We start from the raw sequence: 26,329 nt of genomic DNA on the forward strand, positions 1-26,329 counted from the left end.
ATCAGTAAAGCAGGGAATAAAGCTGACGGCGATAGCGTGCGGCAAGCGCATCGCCTGTGCCTAATGCCGCCAGAATCTCCTGCAACATTTTACGCGCCTGACCGTCAGCGGCGTTCAGATCACGCTTAATAACGTTAAACAGCAGTTCCAGTGCTTCTTCATTACGACCGACCTGATGCAGTTGCAGCGACAGTTTGGTCGCCAGTTCGGCGTTTTCCGGGTCAGTTTCCAGTTGGGATTGCAGTTGCTGAATTTCGGGTGTGTCAGCCGCCTGTTTCAGTAAATCGATCTGGGCGATCAGGCTCTGATAACGGGTGTCCTGATCCTGCAACGGCACGGCGTTGAGTACCGTTTCAGCCTCATCACTGCGGTTAAGGGTAATCAGCACCTCTGCCAGCAGAAAACCGATTTCGCTGTCTTTGTTGCTAAGCTGCCAGGCCTCTTTTAGCAGAGGTAATGCGTCCAGCGGTTTGCCTTCCTGCATCAGCGCCATGGCCTGCTGAGCTTTTAACTCTTCTTCGCGCGGCAGCACTTTTTCCAGCAGTGCGCGCACGGCATCTTCCGGCTGTGGTCCCTGGAAACCGTCAACAGGCTGGCCGTTCTGGAACAGGTAAACCGTGGGGATGGAGCGCAACCCAAATTGGGACGCCACCCTTTGTTCTTTGTCACAGTCCAGTTTGGCAAGGATAAACTGGCCCGCATATTCCTGAGCCAGCCGTTCCAGCACAGGCGTCAGTTCCTGGCAATGTTGGCTGCGATCCGACCAAAAGTAGAACAGCACCGGTATCTGCATTGACTGCTCAAGGGTCTGTTGCAGGTTGGATTCGTTAATGTCGATAATCGAAGCGTGTGGTGACATGACTAAGTCTCTTTGCAGAAAATGTTTAAAGAATATGGGGCCGACCGCCCCTGCTTCAAGTTGTATTCGCGCAATACCTTTACTGACTGCGAATTATGCGATCCAGTATCCAGCCTGGCAGCAGGCGTTTCAACAGGCCCATCGCGTGTGCGACCAGCGTCACCGGATAACGTAAACGTGGATGTTTGCTTTCGAGCGCATGGCGCAGCTTAGGTAAAATGGCTTCAGGCGGCAGCGTAAATCGCGCCGCCAGACCGGGATTCAGCACCGGATTATCCTGCTCGCCCTGCGTCACATTATCCGTGAAGCGGCTCTGGATTGGACCCGGTTCAATCAGGCTGACGCGCACGCCGCTGGTGTGCAGCTCCATGCGTAATGCATCGCTCCAGGCTTCCAGCGCGTATTTACTGGCAGCATAAACGCCACGCCCCGGCGTGGAAATCAAGCCCAGCACCGAACTGGTATTAATGATGCGGGCATTGCCAAACGCCTTTAAAGCAGGGAGCAGCCGCACAGTAAGCTGATGGGTGCCAAACACATTACTGGAAAACTGCTGTTCGAATTGCTGACGCGTAATGGTGTTTAACGGACCATAGGTACCAAAGCCGGCGTTGTTGAACAGGGCAAACAGCCGGTTATCGGTGAGCGCCAAAACCTCATCGGCGGCGCGGTCAACGCTGTCAGGATCGTCCAGATCCAACAGCAGCCCGGTAAAGCCCAGGCTTTGCATTCGCGCCACATCTTCAGCTTTACGGCAGGCCGCAATGACGTGATAACCGCGCGCCAGCAGATCATTAGCCGCCACCAGGCCAATGCCGCTCGAACAGCCCGTGATCAAAATGGTTTTTTGCATGTGTTACCTTTTTTGCACAACTACTGCTTAACTAATGGGGTCAGTTCTTTCGCCATCAGTCCGGCGATAAAGGGTTGGGCATCAGGATTGGGATGAATACCATCCTGCTGCATCCATTCGGGTTTTAAATAAACCTGCTCCATAAAAAAGGGCAGTAAAGGAATGTCATGCTGTTTCGCCAGTTGCGGATAAATCGCGCTGAACGCATCCGTATAGCGACGGCCATAGTTAGCCGGTAAACGGATCTGCATCAGAATCGGTTTAGCCCTGGCGGCTTTGACCTGCTCAATGACTGTACCTAACGTTTGTGCAATATCCTTCGGGGGAAAGCCACGTAAGCCGTCGTTACCGCCCAATTCGATTAACACCCACTGCGGTTGATGCTGTTTTAATAGGGCAGGTAAGCGCGCCAGTCCTTGTGCGGCGGTATCGCCGCTAATACTGGCATTAATCACTCTGGGCTGCTGCTGCCAGGTTTTATCGAGCAGGCTGGGCCAGGCCTTACTGGCCGACATCTGATAGCCTGCGCTCAGGCTGTCACCCAGTACCAGCAACGTATCGGCCGCAGCAAGACGGGACACCAACAGACAGCACAATAACAGGAAAGGATAATGCCAGCGGAAAACATTCTTGAAGTTCATCATCTTACTAAGTCCGTGGGTCAGGGAGAGCATCAGTTAACCATCCTTACCGGAGTTGAGTTAGTTGTCAAACCAGCTGAAACAATCGCCCTGATTGGCGAGTCGGGATCGGGTAAATCCACGCTGTTAGGTATTCTGGCCGGTCTGGATGACGGCAGCGACGGCGAGGTGCATCTGCTAGGCCAGCCGTTGCATAAAATGAATGAAGAGCAGCGGGCAGCCTTACGAGCGCAGCAGGTGGGATTTGTGTTCCAGTCTTTTATGCTGGTGCCGACGTTAAATGCGCTGGAAAACGTTCAGTTGCCTGCGCTGCTGCGCGGTGAGAGCGACCGTCAGAGCCGCGACCAGGCTCGAGAGTTGCTCACACAGTTAGGCCTTGGCGAGCGTTTGCAGCATCTGCCTGCACAGTTATCCGGTGGCGAACAGCAACGCGTCGCGCTTGCCCGGGCATTCAGCGGTCGTCCAGGCCTGCTGTTTGCCGATGAACCCACGGGGAATCTGGATCGTAAAACCGGCGATCGTATTGTCGACCTGCTGTTTTCCCTGAACCGCGATTTTGCCACGACGTTAATTCTGGTTACCCATGACGAGCAGCTGGCGGCGCGCTGCAACCGGCGCTTGCGTCTGCGTGACGGTAAACTGTGGGAGGCGCAATGATCTGGCGCTGGTTCTGGCGTGAGTGGCGTTCGCCCTCATTGTTAATCGTCTGGCTGGCGCTAACGCTGGCAGTGGCCTGCGTGCTGGCGCTGGGATCGATCAGCGACCGCATGGAAAAGGGGCTGAGTCAGCAGAGCCGCGACTTTATGGCGGGCGATCGTACCCTGCGTACCAGCACGGCGGCCCCGCCTGACTGGCTGGCGAAAGCGCAGGAAACGGGATTATCGGTCAGCCGTCAGCTGAGTTTTATGACCATGACGTTTGCTGACCAGACGCCGCAGCTGGCGTCGGTGAAGGCCGTGGATAACCACTATCCGATGTTTGGTGAATTGCAAACCCGTCCGCCAGGCGTAAAGCCCCAGCCCGGCACTGCGCTGGCCGCCCCGCGCTTAATGGCGCTGCTCAATCTGAAAGTGGGCGATCAACTTGATGTCGGCGACACGACGCTGCGCATTGCCGGAGAGGTGATTCAGGAGCCGGATGGCGGTTTCAATCCGTTTGAGATGGCACCGCGTTTACTGATTAACCTGGCCGATGCCGATAAGACCGGGGCGATCCAGCCCGGCAGCCGTATTACCTGGCGCTATAAGTTTTCTGGTAACCCGCAGCAGCTGGAAAATTACGATCGCTGGATAACGCCACAAATTAAAACCGGCCAACGCTGGATCAGTATCGAGAATTCCGAAGATGCGTTGGGGCGTTCGATGCAGCGCGCGCAGCAGTTTTTACTGTTGTCGGCGTTGTTAACGCTGATGCTGGCGATTGCGGCTGTGGCGGTGGCGATGAGTCATTATTGCCGTAGCCGGTATGATCTGGTGGCGGTGCTGAAAACCCTGGGCGCCACGCGCGGCGTGTTGCAAAAGCTGATTATCGGTCAGTGGCTGGCGGTATTACTGCTGGCAGCCGTGGCGGGCGGCGCGGTGGGACTGGCGGTCGAAGCCCTGTTGATGGCGATGCTCAAACCCGTTCTGCCAGCATCCTTACCTGATGCCAGCCTGTGGCCGTGGGTGTGGGCCGTCGGATCGCTGTTTGTGATTTCCCTGCTGGTGGGATTACGTCCTTACCGCCTGTTGCTGGCGACTCAGCCTTTACGCGTATTACGGCGTGATGCCGTTGCCACCGTCTGGCCGCTGAAAATATATTTACCAGCGATGGGGGCCGTGGTGGTGGCGCTACTGGCTGCGCTGGTCGGCGGCAGTAAAATGCTGTGGGCGCTGCTGGCGGGGGTGGTGATACTGGCGGGCCTGCTGGCGCTGCTTGGCTGGGGCACGTTACTGCTTCTGCGCCGTCTGACGGTGCGAAGTCTGGCGCTGCGGTTGGCAATTAATCGCCTGCTGCGACAGCCCGCCATGACGCTGAGCCAGTTGGCCGCGTTTTCCCTGTCGTTTATGCTGCTGGCGCTGTTGCTGGTGATGCGTGGCGATCTGCTGGATCGCTGGCAACAGCAGTTGCCCGCCGACAGCCCAAACTTTTTCCTGCTCAATATGACGGCCGATCAGGTGCCGCAGGTACGTGACTTCCTGCAGGCGCATCAGGTGAAACCGGAAACCTTTTATCCGATTGCCCGCATGCGCCTCAGCGAACTAAATGGCAAAGCGGCCGATCCCGAACGGGATAATGCGCTCAACCGCGAGCTGAACCTGACCTCGCTGGCGGCTATCCCACAGCATAATCCGCTGGTGGCGGGCAGCTGGCCGCCGAAAGCGGGCGAAGTATCGATGGAGGTCGACCTGGCGGATCGGCTCGGTGTAACGCTGGGGGACAGCTTAACCTTTGAGGGGGATACGCAACAGCTCAGTGCCAAAATCACCAGCCTGCGTAAAGTCGACTGGGAAAGTCTGCGGCCCAATTTCTTCTTTATCTTTCCGCCGGGCGCGCTCGACAGCCAGCCACTAACCTGGCTCACCAGCTTCCGGTTGGATAACAACCCCAGGCTACTGGCGCAGCTCAACCGCGAGTTTCCGGCCCTGAGCCTGCTGGATATTGGCAGCATTATGCGTCAGATCGGCCAGGTGCTGACGCAGGTCAGTCAGGCGCTGGAAATTATGGTGGTGCTGGTGACCGCCTGCGGCATATTGCTGCTGATGGCTCAGATTCAGGTGGGCATGCGCCAGCGCCGTCAGGAACTGGTCGTGTACCGCACGCTGGGGGCCGGCAAGCGCCTGTTGCGCACGACATTGTGGTGGGAGTTTGCGCTGATCGGCGTGGTCTCCGGCGTGGCAGCGGCGGTGGGTGCCGAAGCGGCGTTATGGGGATTACAGCGTAAAATCTTTGATTTCCCGTGGCAGCCCGACTGGACTTTGTGGCTGGCTTTGCCCTTGTGTGGCGCGTTGTTACTGTCGCTGTGCGGGGGCTGGCTGGGCGTGCGTTTGCTGAAAGGCAACGCGTTGTTCAGGAAATTCGACGCCGCATAAAAACGCCGTGCGCACTCATGCTGCGCACGGCGATTATCGTCCTTACAGCCTGGCTGTGGCCCAGTGAAGACCGCTGGCGTATTCAGCAGGCAGCAGGGGCAGCAACGCATGCAGTGCGGCTTTCAGTCGGGAGTGATCGCTGTCGGTAAGGTTGAGATGACCTACCTTACGTCCTTCCCGCACCGCTTTGTCGTACCAGTGCAAATGCACAAGCGGCTGCTGTAGCCAGTCTGGATTGATGGCGGTGCCAATCAGATTGACCATCACCGAGGGCGCAATCACCACCGGCTGGGGTAAGGCCAGATTCAGAATCGCACGCAGGTGCAGTTCAAACTGGCTGATTGATGCGCCATTCTGCGTCCAGTGTCCGCTGTTGTGCACTCTGGGAGCCAGTTCATTGATCAGCAACCCCTGCGGTGTGACAAAACACTCCATTGCCATCACGCCAACATAGTTCAGCTCGTGCAGGATAGCGCTCAGCATCGCTTCAGCCTGTTGCTGCTGTAGCGCATCCGCCTGCGGGAAGGCGACGCTGGTGCGCAGAATGCCGTCTTCATGGAGATTATGTGTCAGGGGATAAAATACGGTGCTGCCATCGTGACCGCGCGCGCCGACCAGCGACACTTCACCTGAGAAGTTAATGCCCTGCTCGACGATGCACTCGCCGTAGCAGTCGTCGGGTAAGGTCGCTGTTTCGTTGGCGCGTAATCGCCACTGACCGCGGCCGTCATAGCCACCGGTGCGACGTTTAACAATTGCCAGCTCACCCAGACGACTGAAAACGGCGGGCCATTCGCTCTTGTCTGCCAGCAGTTGCCAGGGCGCGGTGGCCAGATTGAGCTGGTCCAGCAGTTGTTTTTGCGTCAGGCGATCGGCCAGACGCGGGAAAATATCCCGGTTCACAAAGGCTGAATGAGACGCCAGTTCACGCGTCAGTGCCGTTTCCGGCCAGCGTTCGATCTCGGCGGTAATCACGCTTTCTGCTATAGGCAGGGCGGCGGGATCGGCATCCAGGCCCACCGGATGCACAGCAATGCCCATCGGCTCGCCCGCCTGGCGTAACATGCGGCCAAGCTGACCATTTCCCAGTACACAAACCGGCTTCATGCTTCCTCCCGCGGGTCCGGGTTAGCCAGCACCTCATCGGTCTGCGCCTGACGCCAGTTGGCCAGACGTGACGCCAGTGCGTCGTCATGAATCGCCAGAATCTGCGCAGCCAGCAATGCCGCATTAGCGGCACCGGCTTTACCAATCGCCAGCGTACCCACCGGGATGCCGCGCGGCATTTGCACAATAGAGTAGAGGCTGTCGACGCCGCTCAGTGCCGCGCTCTGTACCGGCACGCCCAGCACCGGCAGCAGCGTTTTTGCCGCCAGCATGCCAGGCAGGTGCGCCGCGCCACCGGCACCGGCAATAATGACCTGAAAGCCGTTATCTGCGGCCGTTTCGGCAAAGCTAAACAGCTTGTCTGGGGTACGGTGCGCTGAAACCACTTCCACATGGAAGGGCACGTCCAGGCTGGAGAGGATTTCCGCAGCGAACTGCATGGTGGACCAGTCACTTTTGGAACCCATAACAACAGCGATGCGGGCCGGGGCGGCATTCGACGACATGCGGTCAACTCCTGTGAATGAAAACACACCTGACCAGGCGGACAGGTTTTGAAGGGCACAGAGAATAGCATGGGAAGCGCACAAGGAAAACGGTTGCGTCGGGATTACACGTGGTGCTTTTAGGGTTTTATCGACATTCTGTTCTCTGACGTTGACGCGCGAGAAACGCTGAACTTTAGTTAACAGTGTTGCAAGGTGACTGACATGATGAGCCGTGCTGCACCCGGTTGGCAAGAAATGACGTTAACTGACACAAAGAGGAACAGGATGATTTCACGCTGGCAACTGATTTTCAGACAAACAGGCAGGAAACTGTGGTTCAGGGCAACTTTATTTGCCCTTGCTGCAGTTGTCAGCGCCCTGGCCTCCATTGTCTTTAAATCTGCGATTCCACCCTCGGTTTCGGTAAAAGTCGGTGCTGACGCGGTGGACAATATCCTGAATATTCTGGCGTCCAGCATGCTGGCGGTCACCACGTTTTCCTTAAGTACGATGGTAACGGCGTTTGGTTCAGCAACCACACATGTTACGCCGCGAGCCACGAAACTGGTCGTTGAAGACAGTACAACACAAAATGTTCTCGCGACCTTTATTGGCTCATTCCTGTTTAGTCTGGTCGGCATCATCGCACTGAATATGGGAGCTTATGGTGAACAGGGGCGAGTGATCCTGTTTGCGGTCACGCTGGTGGTCATTGCATTAATTCTGGTGACGCTTCTGCGCTGGATTCACCATCTCACCTCGCTTGGCAGCGTAGATGAAACGACCTCACGTGTGGAACGCATGGCGCTTGATGTTTTTAGCGCGCGTGCTCAATCCTCTTGTTTCGGCGCCAGGCCCTGGCGGGAAAGCGATCGTCAACCTGCGGGCACGTTTGCTGTTTATTCGGACGCTATTGGCTATGTTCAGCATATTGATATGGACAGGCTACATAAGGCGATTAAAGACAGCCCTGTACATATTTACTTGGTCGCGCAACCCGGATTTTTTGTTCATCCCGCCCGCCCGGCCATGTTTGTCACCCACGCCCTGTCTGCGGAACAACGCAAACTGATGTTGTCTGCCCTGACAATAGCCGCGTCTCGCACTTTCGCGCAGGATCCACGTTTTTGCCTGTGCGTGATGGCAGAAATCGCCTCGCGTGCGCTGTCGCCTGCGACTAATGACCCTGGCACCGCCATCGATGTGATCGGGCGAGCCGTCAGAATACTCTCCTGCTATGCACGCGAATGTGCGGTGCCAACGGTGATCTACCCCGCCATTCACGTCGCGCCCTTGTCAGTAGACGCATTATTCGATGATTTTTTCTCACCTGTAGCGCGAGACGGCGCGGCGATAAAAGAGGTGCAGTTACGGTTACTTAAGGCGCTGGGAATGTTGTCTGTCGCCTGGCCTGATGTGTACCAGGCTGCAGCGTTGCGCCATGCGCATGAAGCCATGGCATACCTGGCGCGGGAAGAGATCATTCAGACGGACAGAGCACGAATTGAGCGCACATGGCGCGAACAATTTGGCGCAGACTATCCCCATCCCTTCCAGGATGAGAAGCTAACCGATTGGCCCTGTCAGAAGTCGAAATCGATCAGTTGAATCCCGCTGGCATCCAGTTGAATCATTGATCCACGGCTGTGCCAGGCACCCAGTACGGCACGCTGCGCGCGTTCGCCATTTAGCGACAGATCGTGAATCGCCGGGCGGTGCGTATGACCATGAATCAGCAACGGCACCTGCTGACGCAACATGGCCTCCACGACGGCATGCTGATTCACATCCATAATCTCCAGCGACTTATGCTGATTGGCCTGTTTACTGTTGGCGCGCATGCGTTCTGCAATGCGTTTGCGGATAAACAGCGGCAGCGCCAGGAACAGGTGTTGAATCCAGGGGTTATGCACTTTAGCGCGGAATTTCAGGTAACCAACATCGTCGGTGCACAGCGTGTCGCCGTGCATAATCAGTAGTCGATGGCCGTAAAGCGTCAGCACGCGCTCTTCAGGCAAGAGCGTCATGCCACTGGCGCGGGCAAAGCGTTGGCCGATCAAGAAGTCGCGGTTGCCGTGGATAAAATACAGTGGAACGGGCACGGCACGCAGGGCTTCAGCGACCTGTTGATGCAGAGGATTAGGATCGTCATCGCCGATCCAGGCTTCAAACAGATCGCCCAGAATATAGAGCGCGTCGCAGTGGGGGGCTTCGCGCTGTAAAAAATGCAGAAAACCGGCGGTGATCGCCGGTTCTTCCTGACACAGATGAAGATCTGCGATAAACAGCGTGCGCGGCATTACTCGCTGACGGTCACTTTCTGAATGATCACGTCATCTTTTGGTACGTCCTGGTGCATACCGCTGCGGCCGGTTGAAACGGCTTTGATTTTCTCAACCACATCCATACCTTCAACCACTTCTGCAAACACACAGTAACCCCAGCCCTGCAGGCTTTCGTCACGGAAGTTCAGGAAGTCGTTGTCAGCCACGTTAATGAAAAACTGTGCGGTCGCAGAGTGCGGTGCAGAGGTACGCGCCATCGCCAGCGTACCTTTGGTGTTTTTCAGGCCGTTGCTGGCTTCGTTACGGATCTCTTCTTTGGTGGCTTTCTGCTTCATGCCAGGCTCAAAACCGCCGCCCTGAATCATAAAGCCGTTAATCACACGGTGGAAAATGGTGTTGTCGTAGAAACCTTCACGGCAGTAATCCAGGAAGTTCTTTACGGTTGCGGGCGCTTTGTCATCGAAGGTCTTGATCACGATATCGCCATGGTTAGTCTGGAAAGTTACCATTTTTTTCGTCCTGTAAAGGTTGTCGTCAGTAGCATAGGGTGCGCTGTTAGGGTGCACACGCCTTTTTCTCGAACGTTCTTATATCATAATTTCCGATAATACGTCAGCCAGGCTGCGCAGTTGGCTTGCTTTGCATCGCGTGACAGATAAAAATACGGCACAATATCAGGATACTTAAAACGGTGCGTTACGCACGCTTACTACGGAAACCCCAATGCTGAAGATTTATAACACCCTGAGTCGACAAAAAGAGGAATTTACCCCTATTCATGCTGGCAAAATCGGCATGTATGTCTGCGGCATCACGGTGTATGACCTCTGTCACATTGGGCACGGGCGCACGTTTGTGGCTTTTGATGTGGTATCGCGCTATCTGCGTTACGTCGGCTATGACGTGAATTATGTGCGCAATATTACCGACATCGATGACAAAATTATCAAGCGCGCCAACGAGAACGGCGAGAGCATCGAAACCCTGACCAATCGTATGATCGCCGAAATGCACAGCGATTTTGATGCACTGGGCATCTTACCGCCGGATTTAGAGCCGCGCGCCACGCGCCATATTCCTGAAATCGTCGAACTGGTGGAAAAGCTGATTGCCCGGGGGCATGCCTATGTTGCGGATAACGGCGACGTGATGTTCGATGTGCTGAGTGACGTGGACTACGGTGCGCTGTCGCGTCAGGATCTGGACCAGCTTCAGGCCGGTGCCCGCGTCGAAGTGGCGGATGTGAAGCGTAATCCCATGGATTTCGTCCTGTGGAAAATGTCTAAAGCGGACGAACCCTCATGGCCTTCGCCCTGGGGCCAGGGTCGTCCGGGCTGGCACATTGAGTGTTCCGCCATGAACTGCAAACAGCTTGGTGCGCATTTCGACATTCACGGCGGCGGCTCTGACCTGATGTTCCCGCATCACGAAAACGAAATCGCCCAGTCCACCTGCGCCCACGATGGCCCGTATGTGAATTACTGGATGCACTCCGGCATGGTGATGATTGACCGTGAAAAGATGTCGAAGTCGCTGAATAACTTCTTTACTGTGCGCGACGTGCTGCAGCATTACGATGCCGAAACGGTGCGCTACTTCCTGATGTCTGGTCACTATCGTAGCCAACTCAACTATGGCGAAGACAACCTGAACCAGGCACGCGCGGCGCTGGAACGTCTTTATACCGCGCTACGTCATACCGATCGTAACGTGGTCGCCCACGGCGGCGAAGCCTTCGAGGCCCGTTTCCGCGAGGCGATGGACGATGATTTTAACACCCCGGAAGCCTATTCCGTGCTGTTCGACATGGCGCGTGAAGTGAACCGTCTGAAAAGCGAAGACATGACGGCAGCCAATGCGTTGGCCGCTAAGCTCCGTGAAATCGCCAACGTGCTGGGTATTCTGCAACAGGAGCCAGAAGTGTTTCTGCAAAGCAGCGCAAAGGGCAATGATGATGAAGTGGCGGAAATCGAACACTGGGTGAAAGCCCGTGCTGATGCGCGCGCGGCTAAAGACTGGGCGCAGGCCGATGTGGCCCGCGACAAGCTGAACGCGCTTGGCGTGATTGTCGAAGATGGCCCCCAGGGCTCCAGCTGGCGACGCAAATAACAGGCAACACAGGAGAGGGCGAGGCATCGCCCTTTTTTGTCTATGACGATAAAACAGATTCACCTTCGTGGTTTTCGTTCGGTACGTGATCTGATTCTGCCGCTTCAGCAACTGAACGTGGTAAGTGGACCGAACGGCTGTGGCAAATCCAACCTCTATAAGGCGGTGCGCCTGCTGCACGAGGCCGCCAATGGTCGCCTGGCGTTAGCGCTGGCAGAAGAGGGCGGTATTCAAAAAGTCATGTGGGCAGGGGAACTACATCGCAGCGCTCGTCGTCAGGATGCCAGCCGACTCATCCTCTCGGTCCTGATGGATGACATGGATTTTGAGCTTGCGGTGGGGTTTCCTCAGAAGCTTGAGACCAGCCTGTTCAACCTCGATCCGCTGGTCAAAGAAGAACACATCTGGCTTAGTGGCCAGCAGCGACGTCCTTCTTCCTGCATTATGCAGCGCACGAATCAGACCGCCTTTTTACACAATGTAGAGGGAGAGCGCGTAAGCTATCCGGCGGTACTGCATCCCGAAGAGTCCCTGTTTGGTCAACTTGGTGAGCCACACCGCTATCCCGAACTTTCTCAGATGCGTGAACGTCTGCGCCAGTGGCGCTTCTATCATGAGTTTGCCGTCTGGCCCGGTTCGCCGATTCGTGCGCCGCAAATTGGCGTGCGCGCCCCCATTCTGGCGCACGATGGCGCTAACCTCGCGGCGGCATGGGCAACCATTGTCGAACGGGGTCATCACGAGTTGCTTTATAAGGTGATAGCTAAAGCCTTCCCTGATACCGAATTTCAGGTGGATGTCCAGAACGGTCGTTTCCAGATGCTGATGCGGCGACAAGGCATTTTGCGTCCGCTGGAAAGCGCCGAGTTCTCTGACGGGACGCTGCGTTTCCTGTGCCTTGTGGTCGCGCTGCTCAGCCCGCGCCCGCCAGCCTTTATGGCGCTCAACGAACCCGAGAACAGCCTGCATGAGGATCTGCTACCGGCCCTGGCGGCACTGATTGCCGAAGCCAGTCAGTTTAGTCAGTTGTGGATCACCAGCCATTCACCCAGACTGGCCGCGCTGATTGCGCAGCATGCAGAGGTGAATCACATTGAGCTTGAGCAGATTAATGGGGAAACACGGATAGTGGGAGAAGCACAGCTTTAAGGCGCCCCGGGCGGGGCACCTGACGATCAGGCAACGACGGTGATGCGCTGCCCGGCAAACTCAACTGTTTGCCCCTGATGAATTTTGCAGCGCTTACGGGTTTCGACTTCCCCATCGACCAGGACTTCACCTTCACCAATCACCACTTTGGCCTGTGCACCGCTTTCCACCCAGCCTTCAAGTTTCAGCAGATCGCAGAGATCAACGTGTGGGAACTTACCCAAAGAAAAAGTCGCCATTATGCCTGCTCTCCATCGTGAAACTCTTCACATGCCTGTAAGGTATTTTCGATTAAGGTTGCTACCGTCATCGGCCCCACGCCGCCAGGGACGGGCGTGATATAAGAGGCGCGCTCAGCGGCGGCGTCAAAATTCACATCACCGACGACTTTACCGTTTTCGAGACGATTAATACCGACATCGATAACGATCGCACCCGGTTTGATCCAGTCGCCCGGAATAAAGTTGGGCTTACCCACTGCCACGATCAGCAGATCGGCATGCTCAACGTGATGGCGCAGATCGCGGGTAAAGCGGTGCGTCACGGTTGTGGTGCAGCCCGCTAACAGCAGTTCCATGCTCATTGGACGACCCACGATGTTCGACGCACCGACGACCACGGCATTCAGGCCGTACGCATCAATGTTGTAGCGTTCCAGCAGCGTAACGATGCCGCGCGGCGTGCACGGACGCAGCTTGGGGGCGCGCTGACACAGGCGACCAACATTATAGGGATGGAAGCCGTCTACATCTTTATCGGGCGTGATGCGCTCCAGCACTTTGACGTTATCAATGCCTGCCGGGAGCGGCAGTTGCACCAGAATGCCGTCAATTTCTGTATCGTTGTTGAGTTTATCGATCAGCTGCAGCAACTCGGCTTCGCGGGTGGTGGCGGGCAGATCGTAAGAGCGGGAGATAAAGCCCACTTCTTCACAGGCGCGGCGTTTGCTGCCGACGTAGATCTGCGATGCAGGGTTCTCACCCACCAGAACGACTGCCAGACCCGGTGCACGTTTTCCGGCGGCCAGGCGCTGCTTTACTTTTTCTGCAACCTCAAGCCGTACCTGCTGCGCAATCGTTTTACCGTCAATAATTTTTGCTGCCATCAGAGCGTAAATCCACTGTGTTGAGTTTAAGTCGGGGATGGCACCTATTTTGTCAGAAGCGCGTCCGGCTGTCAGGTAGAGATTCTTGTTGCAGGGTGGTTGACAATATTTAGCCGTGACGAAAGTGCGGGTTAACGCTTATGATGCCAGACAGGGAATTTACTGGATGACGTGATGATTTGGTTAATGATTGCCACCCTGGCTGTGGTGTTTGTTGTAGGATTTCAGTTGCTGACTGCGGGTTCTCGCCATGCTGCGCAGGCGCTCAGCAAGCGGCTGCAACTGCCGCCGGTCCATATTGAATCTATGTTGTCGCAGATGGGTAAAGAGGCGGCGAAAGAGTTTACCGACTACATCGCCGGCGATAACGAAGCGCATTTAAATAATGGCGCGGCGGTACTTTTGATCTGGCAGGTACTGATTGTGGATGGCAGCGACGAAAATATCCGGCGTTGGCACAGCGTGTTAACCGGCGCAGGTTTTTCTGCCACGCTCACTCGTCAGCAACTGTTACTGGCATTGGGTTTTCTGCGTCAGCTCGAACCCGACAGCCAGGAGCTGAACGAACTGCGCGAGCAGTATAATGCGCGCGTCACGCAGCAGGGCATTGAGCTGGAAGGGGAAACTACCGAGGTGAGTAATCTGGTGTCGCTCAGTGCCTGGCGCGACCGCCATTAGTGGAAATTGGTTATTACCTGGGCACTTACCGCGCCACCGCGGCAAAAACGTTGACGTTACAGCGTTCAACCGTATAATTCGACGCAACCTCTCCGCGCCCTTAGCTCAGTTGGATAGAGCACCGGCCTTCTAAGCCGTAGGTCACAGGTTCGAATCCTGTAGGGCGCGCCACTTTCTCTTCTGTTTACATCCCTTAAAGTCTACTTTTCCCTTAAAAATCAGAACATAAATCTTTTAACTGGTCCATTTCGGTTCAGGGTCACCTGTTGCGTTCTTATCCAATATGGGGGAAGTCAGTGGTACGGTATGCATCAACTCAACATTGCTGTATGACAAAAATATTGAGGATGTGTGTAATATTCTTAGGCGAAAAAAATACCAGAACCTGCTTTTTAAATGCAAAGAAATAAAACCAGCGTTTTCCTCATGCGCGTTGTCTACAATAAAAAATAGTAAAAGCTGGTCTGTGGAAAGACCAGCTTTTATTCAATAATTTTCCTGAGAACCGGGAAAAGATAAACTTTAATCTTTGATAAAACTGTTTGCAGAAAATACTGGAGCGCTTTCTTTTACCATCTTCTCTGCTTCAGTATTAATACGATGTTCAAATACTTCTTTCTCGATAATGAAATCTTTTTCCTCAATAACCAGTTTGTAATTAGGTATGTGTTCAGATATGTACTGAATATAAGTTGTTACGTGCAGCTTAAAAGGTAAGTTAGAGGATAGTTTATCCACTTTTATTGCTTTATCACCGGATAAACCTTGTTGCTCGTTAGCCCGATTTGCTATTTTGGTTAACGCATTATGAATATCGCCTGAGAAATTGTTTGGATCTAAATTAGTCAGGTTTATTTCTTTTGGTGCGTTATCCGATGCAGCCGCTAAGGTAATATCCATCCCACGTTTTTCACTATAAATTTCACCGAGGTTCACACTACCTGACGTAGTCTTAATGACGTGTTTTTCTTGAAGGATGAGTCCTTTGTTAACCATCGCTGCACAGAAAATGGCACCGCCCAGAATAAGAGATGATACGAGCAATGGGACGCCATACTGTTTTGCATTCATAAAGTTAAGTCCTTTTGGTTGATGATTTTTTATCGGGTTATTATACATCAAATTGATAAGTACTAACCCTGGAAAAGGATGGTTTATTTAGCTTTATTAATGCTTTTGCAAGCGCGTAAAAAGTGAATGTTATTTCTGATAACGGCCTTATTGAGGCTGAGCCAGTGCGAAAGGTTCCTCTGGCTTATGATGTTTTTATGAACTAAACCGTTTGGCAGAAAAATTATTTATGCGTTATTTTCACTGAACATTAACTATTCTTTAAACAAACAGTCGCTAATGGCTTTTGTCTGAAATCTCAGCTTAAAGCACAGTATGTTTATTCCTCGTTTATTCCGCTTTCTTTACCTTATTCATTACCAGTAAGCGCATAGGCCTCCCTTTTCGTAATGAGTTCATCCAGTTTTAAGTGAAATTGAGAGAAACATTGCATGAACAATGAGGCATATGTCTGAGACGAACCGGGTGAAGGTCTCATCTGTACAGCTTACGCACGAACATTATGACTGAATCAGCATGGACAGGGTGAAGTTTAAATCAGTCCATTAACGTAAAAACCGGTAGGGCAGGCCAGTAAATCGTGAATACAAGACATTGCCAGAGGGGCTTTCCTGTTACGCGGGCTGCAGGCCCGGAAAGCTTTTTACCTCAAACATTTGCCAGTAAAAGTGCGACTTACATATACCCGACCCGACCTTTTTTACCTGCATCTCAGCAAATCTCACTCCTGTTGTGCATGGTTGTCTTCACCTTCTGGTTACTACCGGGGCTTGTGGGTCATGAGCCGTGGAAGCCGGATGAGGCTTATACCTTTGGGCTGATCCGTCATATTGCCCAAACCGGTGACTGGGTAGTACCTACGCTGGCGGGCGAACCCTTTATGGAAAAGCCGCCGCTCTATTTCATTGTGGCCTCGTTCTTCCTCCGGCTGTTTAGTCCACTACTGGGCGAACCGGATGCAGCGCGTCTGACAACGGGCCTGTTTATCTTGATCACCTGTTACGCCATCGCGCTGACGTCCCGGGAGCTGTTTGGCAGGGGAGCGGGCCGCTGGGCGGTGCTTATTCTGTTTGCCTGTGTCGGTTTTCCTGTCCGGGCTCACCAGATGATTACGGACACTGCTTTGCTGGCAGGCGGTGCAATTGGCATTTACGGTTTCGTTTTGGGAATTCGCCGCCACATGTTGGGAGGAACGATATTGGGCGTTGGCGCAGCCATCATGTTCCTGTCAAAAGGGCTTCTCGGCCCCGGCATTCTTGGGCTAACTGCGCTGGCGCTACCTTTGCTGAATGCAGAATGTCGTAGCAGACGCTATGCCATATTTTGTGCCATCGCGGTGCTGGTCTTTTGCCCGCTGGTTGCACCGTGGTTATATGCGCTCTGGATGCGTTCAGAAAAACTGTTTTCAACCTGGCTGCTGGTGAATAACGTTGGCCGTTTCGATGGCACCGCTAAACTTGGCCCCAAAGCGAAACACTTTTTTTACTTCAAACTGCTTCCCTGGTATGCCTTTCCTGCATTGCCGATGGCTTCATGGTGGCTCTGGCGCACATGGAAAACCGGCATTAGTGCCCCTGCGAAGGTGCTGGTAACGTTTTTTTCTGCCGGTTTCGTTACGTTGTCAGTCGCTTCCGATGCGCGTGAGCTTTACGCCATGCCGCTGCTTCTGCCGCTGGCCATACTGGCCGTTGGAGCCTGCCAGCAGAAAAGCACCTGGACAGAAAAGTTACGCCCCTGGGCACTTGGACTATTCTGCCTGCTCCCTGCGGTTATGTGGGGGGCAGGGATCATCCTGATGACTGGCTGGCCTGCACCGTTGTGGAACAAATGGGTCTTGCACGGCGCACCTGGCTTCACGCCGCAGCTCTCTCCGGTGATGCTTATTGTGGCATTACTGGCAACGCTGATGCTCAGCGGGCTGGTGTTGCTTAACCGCACCTGTCGGCAATGTCCTTTAGCTGTTTTTACCAGCTGCATCACGCTGTGCTGGGTTTTAGCCATGACATTGGGCATGCCGTACCTGGATTATACTAAGCGCTATTCTGATGTGTTTATCCCGTTGCGGGCCTGGTTGCCGAAGGATGAGTGTGTGGCAAGCAAGCACCTTGGCGAGCCGCAGCGAGCTTTACTGGAATATTATGACGGGCTGATAACATTACGAGAAGGGAAGCACAGAGGTGCTTATCGTTGTCACTGGCTGCTGGTGCAGCATGATAAAAAGCACCCTGAAGAGTATGTCGACGGAACATTGGTCTGGCAGGGGGAAAGGCCTGCGGATAATGAAGAGAACTACCAGCTTTACCGACTGAACAGGTAAACCGAAATATTACGGACTTAACGCGCCTGCGTTCATCCTGCAGGCGCTGTTAATATTCCACACTGACGCTATCGTCATTCAGGGGAGTGAAAGATGAACTTCATTTTCCTTTGGCGCCCAGTCCCTGTCCGAGAATTCATCAACAGAATGGGAAACATTGCGCAGCCCCTGGGTGCCAAGGAAGTTTTTGACGCCTTCCTGAAGGTTTCCGTCTCGGAAAAGTTCGGCAATAACAAACAGCGCATCGGAAAGTGACAGCGTTCTGATTTGAGCAGGTAGCCAGTTTGTACGCGTAAAGATCAGGTGATAAAGCGCCTCCTCTCCTGATAAAGGAAAATAGCGCGTACCAAATTGTTTGCGGTGTTTGTCCAGAATGATTTCAAGAATGAATATTTGAGCCGTACGTTGCCTGATCTGATTAACAAAAACATTTTCGGAATTGCCCATATCCAGCGTCGTGGCATCGTTGTTCTGCTTGACGCGCGTCTCAATAGCATTCCAGAGATTGTCATACTGATTCATAGCTTACCTTGTCCGAAAGTGTCGTTATCATAACAACGTTAGCAGAAGGAACTCGTGCGGCAAAGGTTGCAAGCATAATCAGCCGCTTTCGGACGTAAAAAAACAGTTTTGGGTTTTACTGCTTCAGTGCCGCTGCGTAGTGCCCTGCAAAGTTGGGCTGTGCAGTATGCCGTTTTTATGAAGCGGAGAAAGCAAAATAGCAGAACTTACGTTTGATGCAGTGAAAACAAAAATGGCCACAAAGGGCCATGTCGAGGAATTCAGACGCGATTAATGCAACACACCGGCAGTGGATAAACAAAGTGTGCAAAACGCAACGCTGAATGCAGAGAAACCCACCAGACCAAGAACGACGAAACCGAAATTTCTCATATCGACCTCCACCGTGTCCAGGTGACACAGCCAAATCATAGGGCTGGCGGGTAAAAAAGTACATACTGTTAATAAAGACATGGAAAATACTGCTGTGACATTCATTAAATGGCTATTCTCGTCGTTTTACCGGATTTAAACGTGGATTATTGTTTGTTATCTAAAGCATCCCACTCATCTATTTGGCCAGATGCTCATCGCCTAAATCAGATAAAAACTGCGTTTAATCTATTATAAAAATCTTATTGTCTTTTACATCAGTCCTGACGCTTCTTAGAGACGTTGGTTACCTGAACAGAATTGTCCAAAGCTGACTGGCCGTTGATGGGTACTCTATTTTTTACGGTGTTATCTGAGGGGCTATGATATGGAGCATCTTTATATATTGATTTTATCAACACTCAACCCCAGCGGATCCACCCAGCTCAGCGGGTTAGGTGCATACTGATACAGGTTCCAGCCGCCTTCCAGCCCTATCGGGTCCTGAACCGTGAACCGTCCCACCTGCGGATCGTAATAGCGGAACAGATTGTAGTGTAGACCGGTTTCGCTGTCCGCATACTGGCCCGCATAGCGCAGCGGCTGATGGGGCAGGGCAGACTGTTTCGCCAGCCGGGTAAAGCCCTCTGTCTGTCGGCGCACTTCACCAAAACTGCCGTACTGGCCGCTCCAGCGGATGTCGCCGCGTTCATCGGTTACCTCCAGCGGTGCCCCGTTGAGATCGGTATTGAACCACAACACATCGCCCCGTCCGCCGTCTGCCATATGATCGATGCGCGCCAGCGGGTTCCAGGCCTCGTTAGGATCGTACACATAGGTCTGGCACTGGCCGTTATCCTGCTGCTCCTGTAACAGACGATAGCCCTGCCAGAGGAAACGGATTTCTTTAATATTTTTGTTATTAGTTTAGCTCAGCAATGGTGTGTCAATTTTGACCGATGATTGTCTTTTAATAACGAAATGTTCGCTTGAAAAGGAAGCCAGCAGCCTTGCTGGCTTCGTTTTTAGTCCCATCGTTCATCTATATATGGTGTGATGCTTTCAATTGTTAAAAACTTTGATTTGCAATAAAAATCGAGCTCGTTATTTTTTATTTTTATTTCTGAATAATTTTCAAAGGACTTTATTTTCGGGGAGCAAAGAAGCCGATTCCAGAACCAGTGGCATTTAAATGGATAACATCTCCAAAGTTAATCACCAGGCTAAGTGCATTGAATCCATCCTTCTTCCATTTTTCAGGATGCTTTTTCGGTATTTCCCTACAAAAGAAATGAATTTTTAAGTCTGAAAAGCGCTCCAATGAAAAACTTGAAATTTCGATGTTTTTAATGTTCAATTCATTGCCGAAAATGAATTGAATTTTTTCTTTACCTATCGCATTTTTAAACCACATAGAAATACCTTACGGGAAATTATAGTGGCCATGAGTACCAGGAACTGAACTAGCATTCAGGTTTTTAAGAGGTCTGACCTTAAAATGAGGTTGAGCCCCATGACCAGAAGTAGCCTTGGCATGTCCTAAACTATGGTCTTGTAGAAGAACGGACTGACCTTTTTTACCAACAAATTCGGAATGCCTTTTTTAATTGGCTGGCCAGTACTGCCTAATGATTTTTTACCACTCCCATCTAATAGATCGGATTTTGTGATAGGGCCATAGTGTTGATTCATTGTTATTCCAGTCTTCCTTTTAGCTTGCCTAAGGCATCCTTGCGGCTGCCCCCTTTATAAGATGTCTTCTTGTTCTAAGTATGTAGTGCAATTTTGAAAAGTTAAAACATCGACGGAAAAGAATAGTTCATGATGAAGGCCAGTTTGCTGTAAGTCATATACGCTACCATTTTTATTTATTGATAAATGAGCGTATTCTATTTTACTCCATTTCTTTATGTTAACAATATCACCCTTTCCACCTAAAGCATGTATGACAATTACATTGTAATCAACACCCCACTTTCCCCATTTGGCTATTTCAAATGCAGGTTTCTGTTTGGTATGAATGTTTAATGCAAGGCGGCCTCCTAACTCGAGTGATAGTTTTCCAATAAGAACATTACTTTCAATTCCATCAGGGAATATTTTTTTTAAAAAATTATTGTAACTAATTAAATCTATTAGGTTCATGTTAATTACTCCACGGGAAATTATAGTGGCCATGCGTTCCAGGAAAGTTTCCGGCATCTGGCCTTTCAATGGTTCGGGTATTAAAGTGAGGTTCTGCACCATGTCCAGGGGGGGCTTTTTGGTGGCCTAAACTGTGCTCCTGTATCAACACAGTTTTATTGTCTTTGTTTTCAAAATGATATTCTCGCGTTCTTATCGGCAGATTATCTTTGCCGATTACTACATTGCCGTTACCATCCCTTAATTCAGGCCGCAGAATTTTAGTTGGTTGCTGATTATTTGGTATTCCAGCATCCCTTTTAGCTTGCCTGAACGCATCTCTGCGACTGATACCTTCATAAGATGTCTTTTTGTTTGGAGCACCGCAATTGCTCAACCCCAGCGGATCCACCCAGCTCAGCGAGTTCGGCGCATACTGATACAGGTTCCAGCCGCCTTCCAGCCCTATCGGGTCCTGAACCGTGAACCGTCCCACCTGCGGGTCGTAATAGCGAAACAGATTGTAGTGTAGACCGGTTTCGCTGTCCGCATACTGGCCCGCATAGCGCAGCGGCTGATGGGGCAGGGCAGACTGTTTCGCCAGCCGGGTAAAGCCCTCTGTCTGCCGGCGCACTTCACCAAAACTGCCGTACTGGCCGCTCCAGCGGATGTCGCCGCGTTCATCGGTTACCTCCAGCGGCGCCCCATTTAGATCGGTATTGAACCACAATACATCGCCCCGTCCGCCGTCAGCCATATGGTCGATGCGCGTCAGCGGGCTCCAGGCCTCGTATAGGTCTGGCACTGGCCGCTATTCTGCTGTTCCTGTAACAGACGATAGCCCTGCCAGAGTAATCGGGTTTCTGTAATATTTTTCCATAAAATAAATTAATTGCTCCTGAGTGTGGCAAAGAACCCTTATATAATTTATAAAAAAATATTTGATATTGATTTGAGATGAATATTTAAATTTTACCTTAATGATAATAATTTCAATAACTACCATTTGGCTTTTTCAATGCCATATTCGCTACTAAGCACAACAAAGCCTCTGCTGAAATCCTCTTTGATAAAGATTCTGTCTCTACTATTTTTCATAGTGTCAACGCCACTCAAAAAAAATTCTGGATTATCTTTGATAATTCCACATTTTATTTTTAAAAAAAATACATTGCTTTCAGTAACGAAGTATGTGATCAGATATTCAATACTTGGGATCGAATTGATGAATTTTAGAAAGCATTCTTTTTGCGGGTTAATGTCAAATATATCTTTTTCAAGCACTAAGAGATCGTAAACATGATCTACTACCTCTTGATAAGAGATGCTACTAACTTCGATGCTATCTTGCCTGCATCCAGTTTCTGAAGTTATAAGTTCGATCAATTTCTTTAACTGACCCTTTTTTTTTGCTTCCTTTAATTTCTCTTGTAATGTCAGGGGCATCTTTTTTTTTCTCGCATATTTGTGATTCCAGTTTTACTTTCAGGTATATGTCCGGAGTGCTGATTGTAACGAACATTTTTCTCTAATGGATTCCCATGCAAATCATCAGCAGTGTGTAAATGAGGCCCCCGGCCAAATTTGTCATCTTCATGCATAATGATATATTTCTTATCGCCGTTGTGGTTAAATTCCCATACTGTTCTGTTTTCATATTTAGCGTCGAAAACCTTTACAGCTTGTGGTGTATTCGTATTTTTAGGTATACCTAATTTCCTTTTAGCTTCCCTAAACATAGCCCTGAAGGTTGTGGGAATATTACTCAACCCCAGCGGATCCACCCAGCTCAGCGGGTTCGGTGCATACTGATACAGGTTCCAGCCGCCTTCCAGCCCTATCGGGTCCTGAACCGTGAACCGTCCCACCTGCGGGTCGTAATAGCGAAACAGATTGTAGTGTAGACCGGTTTCGCTGTCCGCATACTGGCCCGCATAACGCAGCGGCTGATGGGGCAGGGCAGACTGTTTCGCCAGCCGGGTAAAGCCCTCTGTCTGCCGGCGCACTTCACCAAAACTGCCGTACTGGCCGCTCCAGCGGATGTCGCCGCGTTCATCGGTTACCTCCAGCGGTGCCCCATTGAGATCGGTATTGAACCACAATACATCGCCCCGACCGCCGTCTGCCATATGGTCGATGCGCGCCAGCGGGCTCCAGGCCTCGTTGGGATCATACACATAGGTCTGGCACTGGCCGTTATCCTGCTGCTCCTGTAACAGACGATAGCCCTGCCAGAGGAAACGGGTTTCTTTGCGATCGTGCCGGCTTCTGACTACTTTGCGGGTGCGTCTGCCCAGCGCATCGTAATGATAGTGTGCGGTAAATTCGCCGTCCGGACCATTGCCTTTGGCGGTGATGAGCCGGTTTTCGGCATCATAGGTAAAATGCTGCTCATGCAGGCCGCTACGGCGACGGACCAGGTTGCCCCAGCCGTCATATTTCATAAACAGATTCTGCCAGTGATGCAGCCGGTTGTCGGTAACCGGCAACGCGTGCAGTGCATCGTCGTTTGCCGCCAGGTTGTCCGCGTTATCGTAAGCAAAATGCGACGTGCTGTGGCCCTGTCTGGCTTCATAGTGCTTCAGCAGGCGGCCTTCATCATCGTAACCATAGATAATGTCGCCGCGCAGCGTATCACTGACAGACTCCAGTTCACTGCGTGCCGAATAGCGGAAAGCGCGTTCCAGAATGGCTTTTTCCGGTAGGAGCACCTCGCTATGCAATTCACTGCGCTGCATCGTGCGCCTGCCAAGGCTGTCGTACTGGCGCGCCTGCTCCCTTGCGCCCTGACTGCGGCGAATTTCCCGGTGCAGGCGGTCGCGGGTAAATTCACTGACCAGTTGCTGATTAAAGCGGATGGCGCTGACATGGCCAGAGCCATAATGCAGCTAGGCAAGCTGCTGTTCCCCCGGCAGGGTCAGATGGGTGAGGTTGCCGAGGGCATCCCATTCGTAATCCAGTTTTCCGTTTATACCGGATTCGGATAATAACTGGCCTGCTGCGTCATAGGTGAAGGCGATTTCATCCTCTTCGATACCGAGTGCGATCCCCTCTGCGGTCGGGATACGAACCAGGCCGGCGAGCTGTCCGCTCCGGTGGCGGCGATAGTGGTATTCGGCATGCTGCGTCGTGCGTCCGGTCATCAGGCCGCTGTCGTCGTAGCGAAAGTGCTGCCAGCGACGGGCTGCGCCACCATCGAGAGCGGGCTTGCCGTTTTCCTGTAAACCGCTGAGAAAACCCTGCGCGTTCCATTCCAGATTACGCGAGGTTTTATCGGGTCGGATTTCACTCAATGGACGACCGAGCGGATCGCAGGTAAATCGGTATTCACCGCCGTTGCCGTTTTCCAGACGGAGCACATTGCCACGTGCATCATAATGCCAGCGACGTGTGCGACCAATCCGGTCTGTCAGGCTCACCGGTAAACCCAGCGCGTTATAGGTCCAGCGCACCTCGGCTTCCAGCGGATCGCGCCACGCGCTGAGCTGCCCCTGGTGATTCCAGTGCAGGGTTTCACGGCTGCCGTCCGGATGAATGATGGCGCACAGTTGCCCACTGTCATTCCATTCGCGCGCTGTAACATGGCCTTCAGCATCTACGCTGCGGATAAGCTGACCAAATCGGTCATAGCTGAACGTCGTTACGCTGCCGGAGCAGTCGGTACGCCGTGTCAGCAGCCCTTGCCGGTTCCATTCCAGCTTTACCACGCCGCCCGTTGCATCGATGATGCTGTCTGGCAGCACTTCTGTGTCATCAGGATAGTGATAGGTGGTGATGTTATTGAGCGCATCAGTTTCACTGAGCAGGCGAACGTTAAGATCGTAAGCCGCCTGGGTAGCAGTAAGATCGGGATAATCGGTACGGAGGATACGATCGGTCATGCGGAACCAGTGCCGGGTGGTTCGTCGTCCAACCGGGTCGATCTCCTGCGTCATGCGACCATAGCGGTCCCAGTTGCTGCAGCGCATAGCCCCGCCGGGCATAATGACATCGCACAGCTCGCCCGCGCGATAAACCAGCATTGTCTGGCGACCATCGAAATCGGTAAAGCGGGCGACGTTATCGTCATCGTCGATCAACCAGTGCGCCTCAACGCCGTCATCACGCCGCGCGCGTCGGGTGCCATTATCAAAATCGTACTCAAAATCCAGCTGCTCGCCGCCGCTGTGACGGAAGGCCACCACACGGGGCAAACCATCAATTGTCTGCCAGCGATACTCACTCAGCAGGCCGTTTGTATCTTCATGAGCGACCATCAGGCCGTCGCGCCACTGGAAGCGTCGACGCACGCTACCGCCCCGGCCCGTTACCGTAACGAGCTGGCCCATATCGTCATAAGCGTAACTGACCAGACAAATTTCGTCATCCAGCCAGGCTCCGCTAAGCCTGTTATCGGCATAGCGACATACCACGCGCTGACTGGCGCTGTCTGTCAGCGCGTTCAACGTATGATCGGGGTTCCAGTCAAAGGTTATCTGGTTGCCGCAGGGGTCGGTGAGGCAAAGGGGAAGAGAGGGGCCGTCGTCGGGCAATGGCATAAAATGCCAGCGCTCGCCGCTGATGTCATACAGCGACCAGCTGTCGTCACGGTGATGTTCCAGCCAGCGTTTTTCCGCTTCGCAGTAAGTCCGCTGTCCCTTTGGTACCCGAGGGAAAGAGACGTAATCGCCGGAGGGCGCGCGCCAGACCAGTCCATCCTGATAGCGCTCCAGCCGGGTTTCCCAGAACAGGTTCCAGCCACGGCCCAATATGCTGTCGCCGGGATTACCGCTGCGCCAGTAACGCTGCCAGCTAACGGGCAGCCGGGAAGGGAGCACAAAATCCAGCTCATCGTCGCCGCTGAGAAATTTCTGGCCGCTGACAATATCCACCGGACGGGCAACAATACCTGCGGCCGCCACACCGGTCATCAAGGCACCAGCACGGCAGGCCACTCGGGCGATTTTGTTGATGCCGGGAATCTTGCTCAGTAATTTACCCAGCGCCCCGACTTTGCCAGCCGCACCGCCCACGCCACCGGCCAGGCCGGCAAACAGCAGAGTGAGGTCCGATGCTTTATAGGCCCATTCAGGCACTTCAGGCTTGATGGGGAGCGTTTGCTCAGGTTCGCCGCCGATGTAGACGTTGTCAGAGCCCGTCATCACTTTTGCATCGCAGGTGGTGCGATCGTCGATACGTGCTGCAGGCAGGCCGTTGATATAAACCCGGGAGGAACCTTCCGCCATCTGCTGCGGACCATCGTCCGAGCAGGCCACTATGCTGTTGGTGGCCATAGCGGCAGGTTTACTGTTAACAAACACGTTGGGTGAGCCGGTAGTAATCGTGCCTTTTTTGGTGATGCTGGCCGCGCCAGCATCCGCTATCCCATCCCGGGCGGCGGTAGCCAGTTCTCCGGTGAGATAACCCACGCCGATGCTGAGCCCAACCAACAATACGCCAACGCCGAGACAGGATGCGCCTAGGCCGGCGACCATCAATGCACCCGCCGCAATACCGCCTGCCGCAGCGATCAATCCACCGACGAGGGTACCCGCAATCATGCCTGCCAGCGCATGAGAGTGACCGATATCATCGCCGAGGCGTGCAGCTTCAAACATGA

Annotated in this window: 21 protein-coding genes, 1 tRNA gene and 4 pseudogenes; 8 read left to right on the top strand and 18 right to left on the bottom strand. The window is 52.9% G+C overall.

Annotated elements, in window-relative coordinates; translation table 11 throughout:
- Position 1: 1 nt before the first annotated feature.
- The 3 genes from A6A26_RS10585 to tesA all read right to left on the bottom strand — a co-directional run bounded on the left by A6A26_RS10585 (position 2) and on the right by tesA (position 2,356).
- Complete coding sequence (locus A6A26_RS10585; protein WP_063878690.1) at positions 2-859, bottom strand: thioredoxin family protein; 858 nt, start codon at positions 857-859, stop codon at positions 2-4.
- Between the two features lie 79 nt (positions 860-938).
- Entirely contained in the window at positions 939-1,712 is a 774-nt protein-coding gene (locus A6A26_RS10590; protein WP_063878691.1) for an SDR family oxidoreductase, read from the bottom strand.
- 20 nt (positions 1,713-1,732) lie between these two features.
- Positions 1,733-2,356, bottom strand: coding sequence for a multifunctional acyl-CoA thioesterase I/protease I/lysophospholipase L1 (tesA, locus tag A6A26_RS10595; RefSeq protein ID WP_172823889.1), 624 nt, complete (start codon positions 2,354-2,356; stop codon positions 1,733-1,735).
- Between tesA and ybbA the strand changes: the two genes are divergently transcribed.
- Positions 2,324-3,010 carry a putative ABC transporter ATP-binding protein YbbA gene (gene ybbA / locus A6A26_RS10600; RefSeq protein ID WP_063878692.1) on the top strand — a complete coding sequence of 229 codons (687 nt, stop codon included), beginning with the start codon at positions 2,324-2,326 and terminating at the stop codon, positions 3,008-3,010. The genes tesA and ybbA overlap by 33 nt on opposite strands.
- Complete coding sequence (ybbP, locus tag A6A26_RS10605) at positions 3,007-5,424, top strand: putative ABC transporter permease subunit YbbP (protein ID WP_063878693.1); 2,418 nt, start codon at positions 3,007-3,009, stop codon at positions 5,422-5,424. The genes ybbA and ybbP overlap by 4 nt, the downstream gene beginning before the upstream one ends.
- Before the next feature lie 42 nt (positions 5,425-5,466).
- Here the strand turns inward: ybbP and purK are convergent, their stop codons facing one another.
- Both purK and purE read right to left on the bottom strand, forming a co-directional pair.
- A complete protein-coding gene (purK, locus tag A6A26_RS10610) occupies positions 5,467-6,531 on the bottom strand; it encodes a 5-(carboxyamino)imidazole ribonucleotide synthase (protein ID WP_063878694.1) in 1,065 nt (354 codons plus the stop codon).
- Positions 6,528-7,037, bottom strand: a complete 510-nt coding sequence (gene purE / locus A6A26_RS10615; RefSeq protein WP_063878695.1) for a 5-(carboxyamino)imidazole ribonucleotide mutase — start codon at positions 7,035-7,037, stop codon at positions 6,528-6,530. The genes purK and purE overlap by 4 nt, the downstream gene beginning before the upstream one ends.
- A 267-nt stretch (positions 7,038-7,304) precedes the next feature.
- Here purE and A6A26_RS10620 point away from each other — a divergent pair, with 267 nt between their 5' ends.
- Complete coding sequence (locus tag A6A26_RS10620) at positions 7,305-8,627, top strand: DUF2254 domain-containing protein (protein ID WP_063878696.1); 1,323 nt, start codon at positions 7,305-7,307, stop codon at positions 8,625-8,627.
- Here A6A26_RS10620 and lpxH read toward each other — a convergent pair.
- On the bottom strand, positions 8,603-9,319 hold the full coding sequence (lpxH, locus tag A6A26_RS10625) for a UDP-2,3-diacylglucosamine diphosphatase (protein WP_063878697.1): 717 nt from the start codon (positions 9,317-9,319) through the stop codon (positions 8,603-8,605). The genes A6A26_RS10620 and lpxH overlap by 25 nt on opposite strands.
- Positions 9,319-9,813: a peptidylprolyl isomerase B gene (ppiB, locus tag A6A26_RS10630; RefSeq protein WP_063878698.1), complete on the bottom strand. Its 495-nt coding sequence runs from the start codon at positions 9,811-9,813 to the stop codon at positions 9,319-9,321. The genes lpxH and ppiB overlap by 1 nt, the downstream gene beginning before the upstream one ends.
- A 214-nt stretch (positions 9,814-10,027) precedes the next feature.
- On the opposite strand from ppiB, the gene cysS reads away from it, so the two are divergent.
- Together cysS and A6A26_RS10640 are read left to right on the top strand one after the other, a co-directional pair.
- On the top strand, positions 10,028-11,413 hold the full coding sequence (gene cysS, locus A6A26_RS10635) for a cysteine--tRNA ligase (RefSeq protein ID WP_063878699.1): 1,386 nt from the start codon (positions 10,028-10,030) through the stop codon (positions 11,411-11,413).
- A 42-nt stretch (positions 11,414-11,455) separates the two neighbouring features.
- Positions 11,456-12,562: an AAA family ATPase gene (locus tag A6A26_RS10640; RefSeq protein ID WP_063878700.1), complete on the top strand. Its 1,107-nt coding sequence runs from the start codon at positions 11,456-11,458 to the stop codon at positions 12,560-12,562.
- Between the two features lie 26 nt (positions 12,563-12,588).
- On the opposite strand, the gene ybcJ is transcribed toward A6A26_RS10640, so the two are convergent.
- Entirely contained in the window at positions 12,589-12,801 is a 213-nt protein-coding gene (gene ybcJ / locus A6A26_RS10645; RefSeq protein WP_063878701.1) for a ribosome-associated protein YbcJ, read from the bottom strand.
- Complete coding sequence (gene folD, locus A6A26_RS10650) at positions 12,801-13,667, bottom strand: bifunctional methylenetetrahydrofolate dehydrogenase/methenyltetrahydrofolate cyclohydrolase FolD (protein ID WP_063878702.1); 867 nt, start codon at positions 13,665-13,667, stop codon at positions 12,801-12,803. The genes ybcJ and folD overlap by 1 nt, the downstream gene beginning before the upstream one ends.
- A 174-nt stretch (positions 13,668-13,841) precedes the next feature.
- Here folD and A6A26_RS10655 point away from each other — a divergent pair, with 174 nt between their 5' ends.
- Positions 13,842-14,345 carry a DUF1198 family protein gene (locus A6A26_RS10655; RefSeq protein WP_063878703.1) on the top strand — a complete coding sequence of 168 codons (504 nt, stop codon included), beginning with the start codon at positions 13,842-13,844 and terminating at the stop codon, positions 14,343-14,345.
- Between the two features lie 94 nt (positions 14,346-14,439).
- Positions 14,440-14,516, top strand: a tRNA-Arg gene (locus A6A26_RS10660).
- Positions 14,517-14,867: 351 nt separating this feature from the next.
- On the opposite strand, the gene A6A26_RS10665 is transcribed toward A6A26_RS10660, so the two are convergent.
- Positions 14,868-15,416: a hypothetical protein gene (locus tag A6A26_RS10665; protein ID WP_063878704.1), complete on the bottom strand. Its 549-nt coding sequence runs from the start codon at positions 15,414-15,416 to the stop codon at positions 14,868-14,870.
- Positions 15,417-16,152: 736 nt separating this feature from the next.
- On the opposite strand from A6A26_RS10665, the gene A6A26_RS10670 reads away from it, so the two are divergent.
- Positions 16,153-17,733 carry an ArnT family glycosyltransferase gene (locus A6A26_RS10670; RefSeq protein ID WP_253851879.1) on the top strand — a complete coding sequence of 527 codons (1,581 nt, stop codon included), beginning with the start codon at positions 16,153-16,155 and terminating at the stop codon, positions 17,731-17,733.
- 78 nt (positions 17,734-17,811) lie between these two features.
- Here the strand turns inward: A6A26_RS10670 and A6A26_RS10675 are convergent, their stop codons facing one another.
- The 8 genes and pseudogenes from A6A26_RS10675 to A6A26_RS10705 form a co-directional block, all read right to left on the bottom strand.
- Positions 17,812-18,255: an ECs1072 family phage-associated protein gene (locus A6A26_RS10675; RefSeq protein ID WP_063878706.1), complete on the bottom strand. Its 444-nt coding sequence runs from the start codon at positions 18,253-18,255 to the stop codon at positions 17,812-17,814.
- A 771-nt stretch (positions 18,256-19,026) separates the two neighbouring features.
- Positions 19,027-19,515, bottom strand: a pseudogene (locus A6A26_RS10680) (RHS repeat-associated core domain-containing protein); the annotation flags it as partial.
- 235 nt (positions 19,516-19,750) lie between these two features.
- On the bottom strand, positions 19,751-20,020 hold the full coding sequence (locus tag A6A26_RS10685) for an Imm50 family immunity protein (protein ID WP_253851880.1): 270 nt from the start codon (positions 20,018-20,020) through the stop codon (positions 19,751-19,753).
- Positions 20,021-20,029: 9 nt separating this feature from the next.
- A pseudogene (locus A6A26_RS26275) lies at positions 20,030-20,146 on the bottom strand (HNH/endonuclease VII fold putative polymorphic toxin); the annotation flags it as partial.
- A gap of 206 nt (positions 20,147-20,352) precedes the next feature.
- A complete protein-coding gene (locus tag A6A26_RS10690; protein ID WP_253851881.1) occupies positions 20,353-20,751 on the bottom strand; it encodes a hypothetical protein in 399 nt (132 codons plus the stop codon).
- A 1-nt stretch (position 20,752) separates the two neighbouring features.
- Positions 20,753-21,594 (bottom strand): annotated as a pseudogene (locus A6A26_RS10695) (RHS repeat-associated core domain-containing protein); the annotation flags it as partial.
- A gap of 135 nt (positions 21,595-21,729) precedes the next feature.
- A complete protein-coding gene (locus tag A6A26_RS10700) occupies positions 21,730-22,176 on the bottom strand; it encodes a hypothetical protein (protein WP_063878708.1) in 447 nt (148 codons plus the stop codon).
- Positions 22,167-26,327 (bottom strand): annotated as a pseudogene (locus A6A26_RS10705) (RHS repeat-associated core domain-containing protein). Before A6A26_RS10705 ends, A6A26_RS10700 begins: the two are co-directional and overlap by 10 nt.
- Positions 26,328-26,329: the final 2 nt, after the last annotated feature.

Source organism: Pantoea sp. OXWO6B1 (genome assembly GCF_001641135.1).
Classification (GTDB): domain Bacteria; phylum Pseudomonadota; class Gammaproteobacteria; order Enterobacterales; family Enterobacteriaceae; genus Pantoea; species Pantoea allii.